Source organism: Marinoscillum sp. MHG1-6 (genome assembly GCF_024714475.1).
In the GTDB taxonomy this organism is placed as follows: Bacteria; Bacteroidota; Bacteroidia; order Cytophagales; family Cyclobacteriaceae; genus JAMZMI01.
The window spans coordinates 356,323-373,342 of the sequence record NZ_JAMZMI010000001.1 but is presented as its reverse complement, the minus strand read 5'-3'; the positions used below and the strand labels follow the sequence as shown (position 1 = coordinate 373,342).

Annotated in this window: 18 protein-coding genes; 3 read left to right on the top strand and 15 right to left on the bottom strand. The window is 44.7% G+C overall.

Features of this window, described 5'->3' with window-relative positions; genetic code table 11:
* Positions 1–105: 105 nt before the first annotated feature.
* Together NXR94_RS01695 and rsmI are read right to left on the bottom strand one after the other, a co-directional pair.
* Positions 106–891 carry an inositol monophosphatase family protein gene (locus tag NXR94_RS01695; RefSeq protein WP_258102829.1) on the bottom strand — a complete coding sequence of 262 codons (786 nt, stop codon included), beginning with the start codon at positions 889–891 and terminating at the stop codon, positions 106–108.
* Positions 888–1,571 (bottom strand): 16S rRNA (cytidine(1402)-2'-O)-methyltransferase, encoded by a 684-nt coding sequence (gene rsmI, locus NXR94_RS01690; RefSeq protein ID WP_258102828.1) that lies wholly within the window; start codon positions 1,569–1,571, stop codon positions 888–890. The genes NXR94_RS01695 and rsmI overlap by 4 nt, the downstream gene beginning before the upstream one ends.
* 179 nt (positions 1,572–1,750) lie before the next feature.
* On the opposite strand from rsmI, the gene NXR94_RS01685 reads away from it, so the two are divergent.
* On the top strand, positions 1,751–1,906 hold the full coding sequence (locus tag NXR94_RS01685) for a hypothetical protein (RefSeq protein ID WP_258102827.1): 156 nt from the start codon (positions 1,751–1,753) through the stop codon (positions 1,904–1,906).
* 152 nt (positions 1,907–2,058) lie between these two features.
* Here NXR94_RS01685 and NXR94_RS01680 read toward each other — a convergent pair whose 3' ends face one another.
* The 9 genes from NXR94_RS01680 to NXR94_RS01640 all read right to left on the bottom strand — a co-directional run bounded on the left by NXR94_RS01680 (position 2,059) and on the right by NXR94_RS01640 (position 10,352).
* Entirely contained in the window at positions 2,059–2,322 is a 264-nt protein-coding gene (locus NXR94_RS01680) for a 4a-hydroxytetrahydrobiopterin dehydratase (RefSeq protein WP_258103261.1), read from the bottom strand.
* Positions 2,323–2,435: 113 nt separating this feature from the next.
* Positions 2,436–2,696 (bottom strand): DUF493 domain-containing protein, encoded by a 261-nt coding sequence (locus tag NXR94_RS01675; RefSeq protein ID WP_258102826.1) that lies wholly within the window; start codon positions 2,694–2,696, stop codon positions 2,436–2,438.
* A gap of 49 nt (positions 2,697–2,745) precedes the next feature.
* On the bottom strand, positions 2,746–4,908 hold the full coding sequence (locus tag NXR94_RS01670) for a peptidylprolyl isomerase (protein ID WP_258102825.1): 2,163 nt from the start codon (positions 4,906–4,908) through the stop codon (positions 2,746–2,748).
* A gap of 82 nt (positions 4,909–4,990) precedes the next feature.
* On the bottom strand, positions 4,991–6,277 hold the full coding sequence (locus NXR94_RS01665) for a hemolysin family protein (RefSeq protein ID WP_258102824.1): 1,287 nt from the start codon (positions 6,275–6,277) through the stop codon (positions 4,991–4,993).
* Positions 6,278–6,287: 10 nt separating this feature from the next.
* Entirely contained in the window at positions 6,288–6,467 is a 180-nt protein-coding gene (locus NXR94_RS01660; RefSeq protein ID WP_258102823.1) for a hypothetical protein, read from the bottom strand.
* Positions 6,454–7,050, bottom strand: coding sequence for an LPS export ABC transporter periplasmic protein LptC (gene lptC / locus NXR94_RS01655; protein WP_258102822.1), 597 nt, complete (start codon positions 7,048–7,050; stop codon positions 6,454–6,456). The genes NXR94_RS01660 and lptC overlap by 14 nt, the downstream gene beginning before the upstream one ends.
* Complete coding sequence (locus tag NXR94_RS01650) at positions 7,031–8,338, bottom strand: lipopolysaccharide assembly protein LapB (protein WP_258102821.1); 1,308 nt, start codon at positions 8,336–8,338, stop codon at positions 7,031–7,033. The genes lptC and NXR94_RS01650 overlap by 20 nt, the downstream gene beginning before the upstream one ends.
* A gap of 11 nt (positions 8,339–8,349) precedes the next feature.
* Entirely contained in the window at positions 8,350–9,627 is a 1,278-nt protein-coding gene (locus NXR94_RS01645) for a hypothetical protein (protein WP_258102820.1), read from the bottom strand.
* Entirely contained in the window at positions 9,624–10,352 is a 729-nt protein-coding gene (locus NXR94_RS01640; protein ID WP_258102819.1) for a type III pantothenate kinase, read from the bottom strand. The genes NXR94_RS01645 and NXR94_RS01640 overlap by 4 nt, the downstream gene beginning before the upstream one ends.
* 33 nt (positions 10,353–10,385) lie before the next feature.
* Here NXR94_RS01640 and NXR94_RS01635 point away from each other — a divergent pair, with 33 nt between their 5' ends.
* Together NXR94_RS01635 and NXR94_RS01630 are read left to right on the top strand one after the other, a co-directional pair.
* Positions 10,386–11,447: an anhydro-N-acetylmuramic acid kinase gene (locus tag NXR94_RS01635; RefSeq protein ID WP_258102818.1), complete on the top strand. Its 1,062-nt coding sequence runs from the start codon at positions 10,386–10,388 to the stop codon at positions 11,445–11,447.
* Between the two features lie 248 nt (positions 11,448–11,695).
* Entirely contained in the window at positions 11,696–13,207 is a 1,512-nt protein-coding gene (locus tag NXR94_RS01630) for a sodium:proton antiporter (protein ID WP_258102817.1), read from the top strand.
* Between the two features lie 38 nt (positions 13,208–13,245).
* On the opposite strand, the gene NXR94_RS01625 is transcribed toward NXR94_RS01630, so the two are convergent.
* The 4 genes from NXR94_RS01625 to pdhA form a co-directional block, all read right to left on the bottom strand.
* Entirely contained in the window at positions 13,246–14,559 is a 1,314-nt protein-coding gene (locus tag NXR94_RS01625; protein ID WP_258102816.1) for an aspartate kinase, read from the bottom strand.
* 68 nt (positions 14,560–14,627) lie between these two features.
* Positions 14,628–15,110: a 6,7-dimethyl-8-ribityllumazine synthase gene (gene ribH / locus NXR94_RS01620; RefSeq protein WP_258102815.1), complete on the bottom strand. Its 483-nt coding sequence runs from the start codon at positions 15,108–15,110 to the stop codon at positions 14,628–14,630.
* A gap of 66 nt (positions 15,111–15,176) precedes the next feature.
* Positions 15,177–15,878, bottom strand: coding sequence for a tol-pal system YbgF family protein (locus NXR94_RS01615; protein ID WP_258102814.1), 702 nt, complete (start codon positions 15,876–15,878; stop codon positions 15,177–15,179).
* 42 nt (positions 15,879–15,920) lie between these two features.
* A complete protein-coding gene (pdhA, locus tag NXR94_RS01610) occupies positions 15,921–16,928 on the bottom strand; it encodes a pyruvate dehydrogenase (acetyl-transferring) E1 component subunit alpha (protein WP_258102813.1) in 1,008 nt (335 codons plus the stop codon).
* Positions 16,929–17,020: the final 92 nt, after the last annotated feature.

The window sequence follows — 17,020 nt, the reverse complement described above, 5'->3', positions numbered from 1 at the left end:
AATACAGTTTAATATGGGTGTATTTTCGCTAAATCATACTTTTGATAAGAATAAAATTATTTGTTCAAAAGAATTGTCAATAGAACAATACAAAAGCAATTTCCCTCACCAATACTTCTGGATCACCTTCAGAAACTCTGCATGTACGGGTCCTGCAGCTACCAGCTCCCGTCCAAATAGATAGTTGTCACCCCCCTGGAAGTCGGTGATGGTCCCCCCGGCCTCCTGTACGATGATGACACCGGCCGCGATATCATAGGAGTTGAGGTTGTACTCGAAAAAGCCCTCGCAGCGCCCACAGGCCACATAGGCCATGTCCGTGGCGGCACTCCCTATCCTTCTCAGGCCATGGCAGTTTTTCATTAATTCATTAAGGATGGCCATGTATTCTTCCAGCTTGTGGAACTGGTAATACGGAAACCCCGTGGCAAACAGGCTGTCTTCGATCTTTTCCACCTTCGTCACGTGGATGGGCTTGCCATTCATAAAGGCACCGCCACCTTTCCAGGCGTAAAACACTTCATCGTGATTGATCTCGTAGATGACGCCGGACACCATCTTTTGGTTTTGCATCAGCCCAATGCTCACGGCATAGGTGGGTAGTCCATGGATAAAGTTGGTGGTCCCATCCAGAGGGTCGATGATCCACGTGTATTCTTTCCCCAGCTGATTGGGGGTATCTTCTTCGGTGATGAAGCCCGCCTCCGGAAGGATGCGCTCCAACTGCTCCACCAGCATTTTTTCTGTTTCCTTATCCACATAAGAGACCAGGTCGCTCTTGCCTTTTTCTTCTACATCCTGCAGGGAAAAGTTCTCGGACTCCCGTCGAATGAAGGCCCCGGCTTCTTTGGCTACTTCTATGACCTCATGAGTCAAAACGTCTAACTTCATGATTTTTCTTTTCCTTCTATGATCATTACAAATTCTCCCTTGACCGTCCCGGACTCAAAATGGCTGATCACCGCCTCGATGGTGTCGGTCACGGTTTCCTCAAACTTTTTGGTGAGCTCCCGCGAAATGGAGACCCTTCTCTCCTTTCCCAGAAACTCCCCAAGCTGGGCGAGTGTTTTGAGCAGGCGGTGAGGAGACTCATACAGCACGATGCTGCGCGTTTCCTCGGCCAGCATTTTCAGCTTCGTCTGCCTTCCTTTTTTATGCGGAAGAAACCCTTCGAATACAAAACGATCAGAAGGGAACCCGGATTTTACCAGGGCGGGAACAAAGGCCGTGGCTCCCGGCAGACACTCTATACCGATCCCTGCATTGACAGCCTCCCGCACAATCAAAAAGCCTGGATCTGAGATCCCCGGAGTACCTGCATCTGTAATAAGTGCAAATGTCTCTCCATTTTGGATGCGCTCGATGATCTGCGCCGTACGCTTGTGCTCGTTGAAGGCATGAAAGCTTTCGGCAGGAGTGCTGATACTATAGTGCTTTAGCAATACCCCCGAGGTGCGGGTGTCCTCTGCCAGTATTTTATCCACTGATTTGAGCACCTCTACAGCCCGGTAGGTGATGTCACCCAGGTTTCCAATGGGTGTGGGCACGAGGTATAGAGAAGTTTCAGACATGCTTTAAAATTAGTAGTCTTTGACGAGAACGTCGAGGGGGTTTTTGGAATGACAGGTAAAAAAGCGATGAAGAATTAAAATGTCCATTCCATCCTGAATCAACTTTTTTCTGGACGGGCCGTCCTTATCAAAAGCCTACGCGGCCCGGTCACCAAAAATCAAGACTAAAAAAGGTGAACATGAACCTAAACGTCACTCTGAACGCAGCGAAGCGGAGTGAAGAGTCTCCTGATAGAAGTGGGAATCAGTCGATTCTTAAACTGGGGATGAGATTCTTCGTTGGTCGTGCCTCACGCCTCAGAATGGCGGCAAAAATATTGTTAAGTGCATCTTAATTGTAGCGTCTCATGATGTGATGTAGAATCTGAGTAGTGCCTCTAAGTTGGAGACTCTTCGTCATTCGTACCTCACTTCTCAGAGTGATGGTAGGAAATGGGGTGTACCTTATCCATCACGACTCTGGCTAAGCACTAAATCATTTTAAGTATCAACCCAACAATTTATCAATTGCAGCAGCGAGCTGGTGGTCTTTTTCCGTGACGATGTCACCGGCATCGTGGGTGTTCAGCTCGATGGTTACGGTATTGTACACATTGGACCAATTAGGGTGGTGATTCATCTTCTCGGCGATAATCGCCACCTTCGACATAAAGCCGAAGGCCTCCACAAAATCTTTGAATTTGAAGGTCTGACTGAGTTTATTATCTGCTTCTTTCCACATGACAAGTTTCGTTTGATTTGAATCACATATAAAATGAGAAAAAAAAAGGTCAATTAGTAATGAATTGACCAATTCCTTTGGGATTTGCAGGAATAGGACCTCTTCCCTAAATATCTTTTATTGAAAAAGCCTACCAGCCATTATTAAAGGGCAATCAGCCCTTCAATATTATTGGCAGCAATGTACACATCCAGCACTTCCTGGCTGGTTTGGAGCTTAGCTACTGAGGTGATGCTCACATATGTTCCCTTAGCGCTCTCCTTGAAGGAGATATCGGATTTTGGAAGTAAGGCCAGCACCTGCTCTTTTTTGTCCACCGGAACAATGAATTTAAAGCTATAGCTTCCAGGGAACTGGTGCTGCGATTCGAGTTTTTCCTTAAAAGCTTGAATATCCCAACTCATAGGTAGAAGATAAAAAAAGCCGATTCAAAAAAACCGGCTTTCAAATGTCTTAGTAAAACTTGTAGCGAGTGTCTTCTATTTCTGACAGCTCTTTTACAGCGTCAGCAAGTCTCTGTGAAACCACAAGAGGTGTGTAGGTGTATGGGAAGTCAGCAATCGCTGTTCTTCTACCTTGTCTGCTGTTTAGAACCATCGTTTTGTAGGCGTCATAGGACTCCTGAGTTTCAGCAGCACTCTTAGCAGTCGCAGCAATAATGATCACTCCATTGTCTGTAGTAAATGGTGCAGTTTTTTCACCTTCTTCTAGTGAGAATGCTACACCTACTGCATTACCGGCGATTCCAACATTCGGGAATGAGTTAGAAGAAAGCGTCAAATCAGCAGATCCAGCTCTCGCTCCTGTGCCATAAGCATCTTTCAATGCTTCGAACTCCTGATCTCCAAGTTCTTTCAACTTGCCCAGGATATACGCTGATTTCTTTTCGTTCAATACTTTCAGTCTTACTTCACCCATTACCTGGTCAAGCTTAGAAACACCTTTTTCCTGAATTGCTGTCACAGCTGCAACCACGAAGCTACCATCCATGTCGAATACCTCAGATACAGCTCCTACTTCACCCTTGTTGTAAGCCCATGAAACAATGCTACGAGCATTTGCCAGCGTACCTACACGGCTGTCGTTGCTACTAATTTTGCTAGCGCTTTTAGCTGATAGGCCTTGTGCTTCAGCGTTCGTTACAAGGTCTTCTGCAGACTCACTGTCAGAAGCAAGAATGTCAGCATTTCTATAAATCTCATTAAGCGTCTCATCACCAGCGAAGATCTCTTTTTCTATTTTCGCGATTTTGTATAGTGTTTTGGTTTTTGGCTCATCGATACGGATGATGTGGTAACCAAATGAAGTTTCTACGGGCGCAGGAAGCAATCCTGTTCCGTTGAAACCGAAAGCAGCATCCTTAAACTCCTCAACGAAGTTGCCATTTTCACCAAACCATCCGAGGCTTCCACCGGTCATGGAGTTGCTTCTGTCATCGCTGTTTTGAGCAGCAAGCTGAGCGAAATCTTCACCTGCTTTGATTTTCTTGATAATGGACTCCGCCTCTTCTTTAGCCGCAGCTTTAGCTTCGATCGAGTTGTCTTCCCACTGGATCAGTATGTGGCTCGCTTTTACAAAAGCCTCATCTCCTTCTTCGATACCTGATAGTTTCACTACAGTGTATTTGCTGCCGGCAAGGATCGGTTCTGAAACGGTACCAACCTCTACAGGCTCACCATCTACCATCAATGCACCAGGAACCAACTCAGGGTCGGTGATGCTCATGTAAGGATTGTCAGACTCAGAGTTGATCGTCACGTAGATAGAGTCATTCTGTGCATCAGCAAGTCCTTTTTGAAGCTCAGCAATCTCTTCCATTACGTAGGCCGAATCCAATGAAGAAGGGATAATCGGGAATACCACATAAGAAAGGCTTCTTGATTCCTCAGTCTGGAATTCATCCGCATGGTCAGAAAGGTAGTCTTTCATTTCTGAGTTAGACACCTCGAATAGGCTATCCGCGACAGAGAAGAACGGAACGTAGAAATAATCTACGGTCATGTTGCTGTTTTGTGCGTCATAAAGCGCTTTTGCCTCTGAAGAGGTAGCGTAGTTCGTTGTCGCAAAAAGGTTGCTGTATTTCTCAGCCTCACGAGTAGGTCTCAATGATGCCTCGATGGCGATCCATGATTGCTGCTGCTGAGCAGGAGCATTTTTAAGGTTTTGGAGCATCTGGATCACGTTGTCTCTGCTGAACTCACCAGTATTAGGGTTGGTGAAGAACTGACGGATCACAGGAGAGATATTATTTCCCTGTACCATGTCGATCACTTCTTCGTCAGTCACCTCAATACCCAGTTTCTCAAATTCAGGGAGGTAAATATTTTCGATGATCAATGCATTCCAGGCCTGCTCACGGATTCTGGATGCTTCTTCAGAGCTGGGGTTTCTCTGGTAGCTCATCACAAAATTGTAAGAGAGTTCATCCATCTTTCTGTTGAAAGCTTCGTAGGAAATCTTATTGCCCGCGATCTCACCTACAGTACGGTCAGAACCACCAAAAAGCATGGAGTTTGACTGGAGTAAATCTGTAAGAATAAATGCGAACATAGAGAATGCTACCACTATCACAACGATCCGCCCCATTCTCTCTCGTAAAGTATTGATTAATGCCATTTTTGTTAAGCCATTGTTTTTGTAAGGACGGCAAAAATAGGCAGTTAGAGACTATAATAAAAATGCATGCTAAAACTTTGATTTACAGCGATTCGACTTGTGTCGGCAGGGTCAATTTCACCTCGTCGATGCGCTTGTCCTCGAGGGTGAGGATCGTAAAGATGAAAGGGGGTATTTCGATGATCTCATTGACCTGGGGAATGTCTTCATGAAAATTGAGGATCAACCCGCCCAGGGTGTCATATTCCCCAACAGGGAGCTCCCACTCATATTTTTCATTGAGGTAATCCACCTCATGTCGGGCACTGAGCACAAAATTTTGATCGTCTACCTGCTCTTCAACAAGGAACTCATCATCATGTTCGTCACGGATTTCCCCGAAAATTTCCTCAATCACATCCTCCATGGTCACAATGCCTGAGGTGCCACCATATTCGTCTACGACCAGGGCAATGCTTTTGTGTTCGGTGATAAACTGAATAAGAAGTTCATTGGCCAGCATTGATTCGGGTACGATGGTAATCGGGGTAAGCATCTCCTCGATGCTTTCCGGCTTTTTGAACATGGCCAGCGAGTGACAGTAGCCGATCACATCATCAATGGAATCATTGTAAACGATGATCTTGGAATGACCACTTTCTACAAACAGCTCCCGAATCACGCTGATTTCCTCATCCGCATCTACAGCGATGATCTCAGTCCTCGGGATCATACATTCCCGAACCTTTACCGTTTTGAATTCGAGGGCGTTATTGAAGATTTTCGCATCAATCTCGTTTTCATCCTCCTTTTCGGTATTTAGCAGGCTCTTTTTGATGTAGTTGTTGAGGTCCGTTAGCCCAAACACCGGACGTTCTTCAGAATACTCAAACCCAAATATTTTGGTAATAATCAAGCGGGAGAGAAAAGCAACGATCGTGACTGCCGGGTAAAGCAGCACATAGATCAGCATCATTGGCAGGGCAAATACCCGCAACATGATATCGGGGTTGATCATAAAAAGGCTCTTGGGTAGAAACTCCGCCGTGATCAACACGATAATGGTACTCAAAATGGATTGAAGCACCAGGATCAGCACATCGCTGTAGATCGCCTCCGGCACAATGACCATCAGCCAGGGCTCCAGTAGCTTGGCCATCAGGATACCATAAAGCACGATGGCCAGGTTATTTCCCACCAGGGTGGTAGCCAGAAAATGAGATTGTTTTTTGACAAAAAGAGAAAGGATGCGCCCGGCAAGCTCTCCCCGCTTGTTCATCAATTCGATAAAGAGCCTGTCACCAGAAATAAAGGCGATCTCCATGCCGGAGAAAAAGGCTGAGAACAACAAACAAAATAATATGCCCAGATACAGCGAGGGGTCTTCCATTAGTCAGTCATTAGGAGTCTTTAGTGTCTCCTCTTCTTTTATTTTTTCGGTAACCATAGATGAAAAGCAGCCCAAGACTCAACATAAAAATACTGTACGCCTGGCCTATTCCCAAAACCATGGACTCATATACGCCCATCACAAAGAAGGCGATGGCGGAAGAAAATAACAAAATATCAAGGAGTTTCATCGTCCTCTAAGTTTATCGTTCCGGAAGGTTTGGTGATTTTATAGGTCTCGAAATCCTCGTCAGCCACCAGGCCTTCGCCCGTATGAACCTCATCGTCTGAGACGATGGTGACGAACCGATCTGTATAAAATTTCTCTTCTTTAGGCGACCAAAACAGCTCTTCGGTGGTGAGCTCATCGCCTGTTTCCATGTTTTTTACGACTACATTACCGGTGCCTTTATAGATATCATCTTCTGCGGTGTAGTACACATAGTCTGCTTTGAAGGTCGACTCCAGGTTGCCATCATGATCGAGGTATTCCAGGTACATCCCCTTTGGCCACTCCCGGTCATCGTTTTCAAAATCTAATTGTCGTGGGGCTGTTAAGATCATCACGATTTGGGCCGAATCGCTCATTTTGGTGTAGACGCTGTCCATAGTGATGGTAGGTCCATCATAGACGGGCTGGTCGATGAGTTCCGTTCTTTGCTCGCACGCAAAAAACGCCGCCGCCCATAGGGTGAAAACAAAAAAACGACCATAGAAACGTTCTATGATCGTTTTTGAATTATTTAAACGAAAATTAATTAGGATTTCTTTCAATGGTCACTGATTCGTTGATCCAACATCCTACCTGGATCACATCACCTTCTTTATAGCTTTCACCAAAAATGATTTCCATAGTAGGGAATTGCGCCTCTGCATTTTTTACAGCCTCGCTATCACCCGCTTTCATATACATTTTCTTCGCTGCATAATATACTGCACGGTCCTTCACACGACTTTCGCTAGCCTTACAATCGTCAAAGCTGCTCATGTAAAGGTCACCGATGAACTTGTATGCATCGCTAAACGAAGGATTAATAGATATTGCTTTTCTGGCGTTGCTTCTGGCAGAAGGCTTATCACCTTTAGCGTAGAACAATTTACCCATGCTTAGGTAAAGCTCTGCCTGCTTCTCAGTATCCTCTGTCATGCTGATCGCCTGCTCATAAACTTCTGTCGCCTTACTATAGTCACCATTCTGAGCATGCTTCTGTGCGATAAACTTAGTGATACCAAAGTCAGGAGTATCCTGATTGATAATTTCAGCAGCAGTCAATGCCAAAGGTCTGTCAAGACAAGACTGATCTTTCATTAGCGCGAATACGGTTCTCGCCAATTTTGGATCCTGTGTTTCGATCATTTTAGGGCCTAGTTTTTGGTCCACAAAATCACAGTCCACAGTGACAGTAGCTGTCAAAAGTTTGTCAACATACTCTGCTACTTTGTCCATTCTGTCGTCATTACCACCGTTGGCCTTTTGGTAAGCGATCACACCAGTGATGTCAGAATACTTATCAAAAACTTCCTCATCGCTGATTTCACCTCCTGTTAGCTTGTATCTTCTCATCACATCCATATAGGCAGTAAGGTTACTGCTATAGAAATCGTTGCCATTCAACTTGAAAGCTTTATCAAAAAGCTCCATTAGCTCAGGGTACTTACTTTGTTCGCTTTTGAAAAACTTATAAGATGCCAAAGCTTTTCTGTTCATCACGTTAGCTTCCTCACCGAAGTACTGAATTCTCTTGTCATACATTTCAAGAGATTTTTCCTGATACTTCAACTTTTGAGCGGGGTCAGTTGTTTTTTCAGAAAGCTCCTCATAGATCGTTGCACCATTGATGTAGATAGACTTGTTCAAGTCCGGTGTATTGGTCAACAACCATTCGAGTGGTTTTACAGCTCCTTTATAATTTTTTGATCTCAAAAAATCAGTGTAAAGCGCATTGTTCTCTTTTGCTTTATCAATGGAGTCTCCCCAGTTCCATCCAGGCTGCGCTACAGCCAATGAGCTTACTCCAAGGAAGAATGCTGCTGCAATTAAGTTTCTAATTTGCATTTTCATAGTCCTATTGTTTAATCATACCTTCTTTTAATAAACCATCTGTCGTTTATCGTGGCTCCCAACACAAACTGGAAATAACTCTCACGGATCAGGTCATTCTTTTTAGTGCCCCTCACGCCGTATTTAAATCCTGTTTCCAGACTTGAAAAACCACGTACAGGAAATGAAGCTCCAAAATTAATACCAAAATCATTTATCCTTTTATCATTAAGGATATAAGGTGACTGTTTGTAAGAGAATCCCAATCGGTAAGTTGTTCTCGCCAAATAGCTGCTGACACTTTCGTAATTGGGGATAAATTCCCCTCCCAGAGACATTGAGGTCGTATTTCTATAAACTTCTCCGGGTTCGGCCGGTGTGCTCGAATCCCACTTTTGCTTGCGCACATCCACCCCTACCGTGTAGTTGGCAAATTTTCCAAAAGAAACGCCAAATCCGTAGGTCATGGGCAGGTCAAAGCTGATTTTTTCGTCGTTAGAAAGCTCTTGAATTTGTCCGGTAGCTCCTGAGATAGACTGCCTTTCATACCTGGTATCCCTACTTCCATCGATCTCTGAGGAGATTCGGTAAAGCGCCCCCAGGTGGAGAAACTTGTTCTCGTTGATCACATATTTATAAGACGCACCTGCTGTAAAGTCGAAATCTGCATAATTATCATCTTCAAAGTGGGCGATGGCAAAATTGGAGGCATAGATAAGTCCAAAATCAGGGTCCTCCTGAAGTAAGGTCACTTTTGTCTGATTTTCGATTGAGCCAAATACGTAGGCTGCTTTTATCCCGATTCTTAGGTTTTTGGTAAGTCTGAAGCCATTACCCCAAACAAGCTGAGTTAAGCCTCCCTGTCCGTAATAATCCGTCTGAGCGACAATGTTATCAATAGCATCCAATGAAGAAGTATGGTAATTAACCGTACTCAAGGGTAGAAGTGCAAAGGAGGAAACCCATTTTCCACCGCTTATTAACGGGAAACTCATTGCCAGGTACCTAAGCGCCAGGCTGCTTTCATTCATCGATGTAGATGAAGTACTAAATTTTCTGAAATCTCCCTGAAGGCCCACTTCGAATGAACTCAGATTGTTGTAAGTCAGCAACGCAGGGTTTTCCAGGTTGATATGGATCGGAGAATAGGTACCAATACCCAACTCACCCATAGCAAAGTTTTGAGGCAGGCCCTGAAACGCAATTTCACCAATACCATTATTGGAATAGGGACTATTGAGGGCTTGAGAGAAACCCGCCAGGGATATCAACATCATCAATGCTGTAAGGCATTGTTTCTTGCACTTCATTCTGAGTCTAGTAATAGGTTTAGTCCTTTGAGGATCAAATTAGCGTCCGCAAAGATGGGTTGTTTTACTTTGGATTCAAAGAAAGGAGCATCCCCTCCCGTCATCAGCACCACGAGTTCAGGATATTGTTGGGCATAATCATGGATAAAACCGTCGATTTCATGAATTATTGCCCTGTGAACGCCCAGTTCCATACACTCCCTCGTGGATTTGCCCACGGGTTGGTATGACCAGTCAGTTTCTTGTGTGCTGAGGTCAGGAAGATTACGGGTGTAGTGGTTCATTGCTCTCATACGCATTTTGAGCCCCGGACTGATCACTCCTCCCTGATACACACTTTGGCTGTCAAGCAGGTCGTACGTAATGCAAGACCCCATATCGATGACCAACGTATTTCTATTGGGAAATAAGAAATGTGCGGCGACTGCTCCAATGAGTCGATCAGTTCCTAAAGTATCCACCGTCTCGTAGTCGATACTTATAGGCATTCTACTCTTATTGGTAAAGATCGTAGGAATAAACTCGTGAAAGGTCTCCAGGAGCTCTTTTTCACCATTTTTAACAGAAACAAAGCCTATTCTATGGGGCTTTTGTTCCCTGGCATACAAAAGAAGGGATTCGATCGAGCCCCAGTATTGCTGTTCTTTTAATTGTCCATCCTGAAACAGCCCTGATTTTATCAGCGTGTTTCCAATATCTACTACGATGTTTCTCTTATCTTTCACGGCCTTAAAAGACTTAAAATTATAAGAAGCAGGATGAAAATTGTGGGGATCATGTCAGGTTCTTCCTTAGATGGGCTGGATTTGTGTCTGACGGACTTTTGGCAGGATGGAGTTCACTGGAAATTTGAGATCCAAAAGGCGGAAACAGCCTCAATTCCCGGTGATCTGGAAAGTAGGCTAAAAAATGCCCCTACCCTGGCTCCCGATGAGCTCGAAACACTGGATACCGATTACGGAAACTGGATCGGTGAACAGGTGAGCCTGTTTGTGAAGGGAGAAGCGGATATAGCGGCTGTGGCTGTTCATGGGCATACGGTATTTCATGAGCCGGAGAATAATATCAGCGTGCAACTAGGGAGAGGTCAGTGCATTGCTGATCAATGCGGTCTGACGGTGATTGATACCTTTAGAATAGAAGACATCCGTAAAGGGGGGCAGGGCGCACCTTTGGTTCCGGTGGGTGAACATTATCTTTTCCACGAATATCAGGGGTTGGTCAATCTAGGCGGGATCGCTAATATCACGATTCAGCTGGACGGGCTGTCCCGTGCATGGGACCTGTGTCCCTGCAATCAGGTGCTGAATTATTTTTCAGAGAAACTGGGATTTGGCTATGATCGGGGTGGTCTGCTGGCTCGAAGTGGTTCCCAGCTCATTAAGTGGAAGGAACAACTCAATCAATTACCTTATTTCCATCAGGAGCCTCCAAAGTCATTGAGTAATCAATGGGGAAGAACACATGTTATGGTAGGAGCCGAGGGAGATCCAAAAGCCCTTCTTCATACTTACTGCCATTTTATAGCTGATACTATTTCTGAGAATGTCCACAAGAATTTGGAAGCCGGAGCGAAAATTATTTTTACCGGTGGAGGAGCTCTAAATGATTACCTCATGGAATTGATTAGAGAAAGACTGGACGGAGACTATCAGATAGGGGTTCCCGATGAGGTATTGGTATCCTTTAAAGAGGCGCTAATCTTTGGTTTTTTGGGTTTATTGCGACTTAAGGAACAACCCAATGTGTTTGCATCTGTAACTGGCGCAACCGAAGATACCTGTGCCGGAACCGTAAACATTCCTTCCAAAAACAGGTGAAAATGATGCCTTCTGATGGGGAAAACGATGATCCTGTTAAAAGAAACTTAACCTTTGGGTTCTTGGCAATCTGGCTCCACATATTATATTTGAGCTTCCGGGTGGTTTTTAGGCAACTTATACGTTACAAAATCATTTTCGGTATTTCCATTGGGCACACTAAAAAGTTGAGCCTGGTTTCTTCCTCCCAATGGTTTTTTATTGATTGATTACAACATGACCTTTAAAATTTTGAGCCCCGCCTTAGTATGATGAGTACGTTTAAATCATTCGTATTAGTAGCGCTCCTATGCATAGGTGGTGTCTTTTGTGTTATGCCTGCATATGCCGGGGATGGTGATCAGGATAAGACTGAGATCACACAAGATGACGCCGCTCATGGTGAGGATCATGCCACTGCAACGGAGGAACATGGCGAAGCTCATGGTCACGGACCGGCAACATGGAGTGTATTTCCTTTTGCCCTTTTACTTATTATGATTGCCACAGGGCCATTGTTCTATGAGCATTTCTGGCACAAACATTACCCAAAGGTCGCGATGATACTCGCTGCAATTGTGGTGAGTTATTACCTGTTTTTCCTTCGTAATGAGCACAGTCCGGTTCATGCCTTCTTTGAGTATGTACAGTTTATTGCCCTGTTAACGGGACTTTTTGTGGCCTCGGGGGGGATTATGATCATCGTAGATAAAGAGGCTAAGCCGCTGACCAATGTTATTATCCTGGCAATAGGTGCGGTGATCTCTAACATCATAGGGACGACAGGGGCCTCCATGTTATTGATCAGACCTTTTATTCGATTGAATAGAAATCGGATTAAATCATATCACATCATCTTCTTTATCTTCCTGGTAAGTAACATCGGCGGGAGTTTGACCCCTATCGGTGATCCTCCTTTGTTTCTGGGCTTCCTGAAAGGAGTTCCGTTTTTCTGGACCCTGTTTAATAATATCGTTCCCTGGGTGATGGCCGTGATCCTGTTACTGGGAATGTTCTATCTTTTTGACAGAAGTAATAAAGCAGATTACTCGTTTGGTGAGGACGTACCTGAACCAACCGGAAAAATTGGCTTACGTGGGTCAAGAAACTTTATCTGGTTGGCGATCATTGTGGGAGCAGTATTCCTGGACCCAAATGTATTTCCATGGATACCGGGTATCGATTATCATGGGCAGACTTTTTCATTTATCAGGGAGATCATCATGCTGGCGTGCGCCTATTTCTCTTATAAAATGGCAGATAAACAGGCGCTAAGCGGCAATGATTTCAGCTTCGAGCCGATTAGAGAGGTGGCTTTTATTTTCATTGGAATATTTGGGACGATGATGCCGGCGCTGGAGTTGGTTTCAGCGTTCGCACAATCTGAAGAGGGTGCAGGAATAATTTCGCATAATACCCTCTATTGGGGTACAGGCTTGCTTTCAGGATTCCTTGACAATGCGCCTACCTATATCAACTTCCTAACAGCCGCCATGGCTTCAGCGGGAGCAAGCATCAATAATTTGTCAGACGTGATTGCGTTTTCTCAGGGGATGTTCCCTGATTCTATTTTGGATCTAAAGGCGATTTCGGTGGCAGCGGTATTCTTTGGAGCAATGACCTATATTGGTAATGGTCCTAATTTCATGGTGAAGTCGATTGCAGAGCAGGTAGGGATTAAAATGCCTTCTTTCTTCGGCTATATGATCCGCTTCTCTATTCCTTTACTGGTTCCGATCTTCGTGATAATCTGGCTGGTATTTTTCGCTTTCGCTGTATAATACCAACCAGGCTTAATTGATCTTATCTTAATCCTTTATTAGAAAAGTGCGGCGTGCAGTTTGCTGAGAGTATCCGCTTTGTGCTCGCTGGCTACTAGCAAGGAGATGTTGTTTCGGCTACCACCGTATGAGATCATTCGGATAGGCACCTCATCAAGGGATTGGAACAGTACAGAGCCTACTCCTTTTTTCTCTGCAATCAGGTCACCAACCACACATACGATCGTTTGATCTTTATCAATTTCCACAGTACCGTATTCACTGATTTCTTTCGTGATCTTACGTAGCTGTGTGGCATTATCGATGGTCAGTGAAACAGCAATCTCCGATGTGGTAATCATATCGATCGGCGTTTCGTATTTTTCGAAGACCTCAAATATCTTTTTTAGGAAACCGTAGGCCATGACCATGCGGCTTGACTTGATTTTGATAGCCGTGATGCCATCTTTTGCAGCGATAGCCTTTACGGTTTGAGCTGTTTCACTTTCCGTTGAGATCAGGGTCCCGAAAGCTCCTGGGTCCATGGTGTTTTTGATTCTTACCGGCACACTGTACTGGTGAGCAGGCACGATACAATGTGGGTGAAGTACTTTCGCGCCGAAGTAGGCAAGCTCGCTCGCTTCCTCAAAACTCAGCTTTGAAACAGGTCGGGTGTTTTTCACGATCCTTGGGTCATTGTTGTGCATCCCGTCGATATCGGTCCAGATCTGCACTTCCTCTACTCCAAGAACAGATCCAATTATCGTAGCAGAATAGTCACTTCCCCCTCTTTGCAGGTTGTCGATACCTCCCGCCTTGTTTCGGGCGATAAAACCTTGTGTGATGATAATATCGTCAGATACATCCGGCAAGATTTGCTCCAGTTTCTTTTGGATCAATTTCAGGTCAGGCTCATTGTACTTGTCCAATGTCATGAAGTCCTGTGCCATGATCATGGTTGCCGCATAACCAATTTCTTGTAGGTAGGTGGTGAATAGTCGCGTAGAAATGATCTCTCCCTGTACAACCAAGAGCTTCGCCACCTGCTCTTGGAATCGCTTTTCGATCAGGCCATCAATATCTACAAATACCTGATTGACGAATTCGATAGAGGCCTTTTTGCTCTCATCGGTGCTGTAGAGTTCATCGATGAAGGCATGATATTTTTTCAATAGCTCTGCTGATGCCTGTAGTGCCTCTTCCTTTTTTTTGTTTTCACAAAGCTCGCCAAGGGCTACCAGGGAGTTGGTCGTGCCTGAAACCGCTGAGAGTACAACGATCTTTTTGCCCTGCTCTGTTTTTATCAGGTTAGCAACTTGCTTCATGCGCTCCGGAGAGCCAACAGATGTACCTCCAAATTTTAATACTTTCATTTTTGATTGCTTTGACCCGTCTATTTGGTTAGTGAGGACGGTGGTTGATTTTGACGTTTTCGAAAAATTTATTGTTTGATGGCCAACATTTTGATGGCTGTGACCGCAGCTTCATCTCCTTTATTTCCGTGCTTACCTCCGGCACGCTCGTTGGCTTGCTTTTGATTGTCCGTAGTGAGCACTCCGAAGATCACAGGCTTGTCATACTTAAGCCCTACATCGGTGATTCCCTGAGCACAAGCCTGGCAGATAAAATCAAAATGTTTGGTCTCCCCCTGGATGACGCAACCAAGGCAAATTACCGCATCGATTTCCTCTCTTTTAGCCATCCATTGTGCGCCGAGGGTCAATTCAAAGCTGCCCGGTACGTTTATTCTGATAATATTTTCACGCGTGGCTCCGCTTTCAAGTAAGGTCTGTACCGCTCCGGCATAAAGCGATTCGGTGACTTCTTCATTCCACTCGGATACTACGATCCCGAATTTGTAACCTGACATGTCCTTTACTGAACTCAGGTCGTGATCGCTAAGGTTTTTTAATGATGTTGCCATAAAATCAAAAAAGGGATAAAGCGTTGCTGCCTTATCCCTGTCTTCTATATTTTCTTGTTTAGAACATTACTCGGCAGCCAGTCCTTGCAATCTAGCCTTCTGTTTCTTGGCTTCCTGCACGAAGGTTGACTTACCGTGTTTGGAAATAATCTTATCGTAAGCGTCTGCCGCTTTGCCAAATTCTCCATTTGCTTCATAAGCCACTGCCAATTTCACCAGGTAAATAGGAGTGAACTGGTCATTTGGGTTATACGAAGCAGCTTTGCTGTATAAAGAGGCGGCTTCATCGTAATTATTCAATTCTGAATAGGCATCACCCGCCAACGCATATGCACGAGCCTGGAGTAACAGGTCATTGCTGGAGAAGTCCTCCAATTGAACGGTTGCGCTTGTGTAACTGCCTTGTTTCAGATATGCAGCTCCCGCATAAAATTTAGCCAGGTTAGCAGCATCTGTTCCCGCATACTCGTCGATCACATCAAGGAAACCAAGGTTAATTCCATCGCCATTCAAAGCTTTGTTCAGGCTGTCTGCTTCAAAGTAGTATACTGCCTGGAACATATCTACCTGAGCCTGCTTGTTCAGGTCAGCGATGTAGTATTTGTAACCAAGAATCGCCAGCACTACGATAGCGATCACACCACCCACACCAAATACGATGTTTCGGTTCTTGCTATCACTAAAGAATTCCTCAGCTTTTCCTGTTAGTAATTCAGGATCTTCCAGTAAGTCCAGCCCCTCTTGCTGTTTCGTTTTCGTCTTTGCCATTTCGGGTTATAAAATTAAGTCCGCAAAGATATGTTTTTTGTCTTAATTGGTAATATATGGATAATCAGCTTCCGCGTATACGTCAGTATAAGCATCAGAAGCTGGCGGGAAGTCAGATTTCTCAGCAAATTCAACGCATTCCATCACATCCGCTTTGATCTTTTTATCCATCTCTTTCAGCTCTTCCTCGGTTGCATATTTATTTTTAAGCACAACCGCTTTCACCTGCTCAATCGGGTCTTTTGCTTTGTACTCTTCAACCTCTTCTTTGGTTCGGTATTTAGCAGGGTCAGACATGGAGTGACCTTTGTATCTGTAAGTTCTCAACTCTAACAAGGTAGGGCCTTCACCGCTTCTGGCTCTTTCAGCAGCTTCTGCCATCGCGTTGTGAACGGCTTCCACAGACATTGCATCAACAGGGAATGATGGCATGAAATAAGCATCACCCAATTTATAAAGGTCTGTTACGTTCGAAGTCCTCTTCACTGAAGTACCCATGGCATAGCCATTATTTTCGATGGCGAAAATCACAGGCAGTTTCAATGTCATGGCAAGGTTTAATGCTTCGTGGAAGGCACCTTGTCTTACAGCACCGTCTCCCATGTAAACCACACAAAGGTTATCAGTGCCGCTATATTTTTCAGCAAAACCAATACCTGTACCAAGCGGAACCTGCGCTCCAACGATACCATGTCCACCGAAGAATCCATTTTCTACGTCGAACATGTGCATGGAACCACCTTTTCCTTTTGAGATACCAGTCTCTTTTCCGTATAGTTCAGCCATGATGGCTTTAGGATCAGAACCTAAGGCAATTGGATGCGCGTGATCTCTATATGCTGTAATGTATTTGTCTCCTTTTTTCAGTGCCGAAACTGCTCCGGCTACACAGGCCTCCTGACCGATGTATAAGTGGCAAAAACCTCTGATTTTCTGCTGTCCGTACAACTGTCCTGCCTTTTCCTCAAACCTTCTCATGTATAGCATGGATTCATACCAGTTCATGTAGGTCGCTTTATCAAAAGTTTGTTTTTTCGTTTTGGCTGCCATCTTGATATTACCTTCGTCTTATAGTTAATTTTGGGTTCCTTTTAGGCGATCCGCCCGGAATGCCCTGCGAAATTAACTGAAAAAGGACGCTC

Bases quoted from the DNA above. Each gene is read 5' to 3' on its own strand.
- NXR94_RS01695 (WP_258102829.1), bottom strand. From the start codon at position 891: ATGAAGTTAGACGTTTTGACTCATGAGGTCATAGAAGTAGCCAAAGAA.
- rsmI (WP_258102828.1), bottom strand. From the start codon at position 1,571: ATGTCTGAAACTTCTCTATACCTCGTGCCCACACCCATTGGAAACCTG.
- NXR94_RS01685 (WP_258102827.1), top strand. From the start codon at position 1,751: ATGAACCTAAACGTCACTCTGAACGCAGCGAAGCGGAGTGAAGAGTCT.
- NXR94_RS01675 (WP_258102826.1), bottom strand. From the start codon at position 2,696: ATGAGTTGGGATATTCAAGCTTTTAAGGAAAAACTCGAATCGCAGCAC.
- NXR94_RS01670 (WP_258102825.1), bottom strand. From the start codon at position 4,908: ATGGCATTAATCAATACTTTACGAGAGAGAATGGGGCGGATCGTTGTG.
- NXR94_RS01665 (WP_258102824.1), bottom strand. From the start codon at position 6,277: ATGGAAGACCCCTCGCTGTATCTGGGCATATTATTTTGTTTGTTGTTC.
- NXR94_RS01660 (WP_258102823.1), bottom strand. From the start codon at position 6,467: ATGAAACTCCTTGATATTTTGTTATTTTCTTCCGCCATCGCCTTCTTT.
- NXR94_RS01650 (WP_258102821.1), bottom strand. From the start codon at position 8,338: ATGAAAATGCAAATTAGAAACTTAATTGCAGCAGCATTCTTCCTTGGA.
- NXR94_RS01645 (WP_258102820.1), bottom strand. From the start codon at position 9,627: ATGAAGTGCAAGAAACAATGCCTTACAGCATTGATGATGTTGATATCC.
- NXR94_RS01635 (WP_258102818.1), top strand. From the start codon at position 10,386: ATGAAAATTGTGGGGATCATGTCAGGTTCTTCCTTAGATGGGCTGGAT.
- NXR94_RS01630 (WP_258102817.1), top strand. From the start codon at position 11,696: ATGATGAGTACGTTTAAATCATTCGTATTAGTAGCGCTCCTATGCATA.
- NXR94_RS01625 (WP_258102816.1), bottom strand. From the start codon at position 14,559: ATGAAAGTATTAAAATTTGGAGGTACATCTGTTGGCTCTCCGGAGCGC.
- ribH (WP_258102815.1), bottom strand. From the start codon at position 15,110: ATGGCAACATCATTAAAAAACCTTAGCGATCACGACCTGAGTTCAGTA.
- NXR94_RS01615 (WP_258102814.1), bottom strand. From the start codon at position 15,878: ATGGCAAAGACGAAAACGAAACAGCAAGAGGGGCTGGACTTACTGGAA.
- pdhA (WP_258102813.1), bottom strand. From the start codon at position 16,928: ATGGCAGCCAAAACGAAAAAACAAACTTTTGATAAAGCGACCTACATG.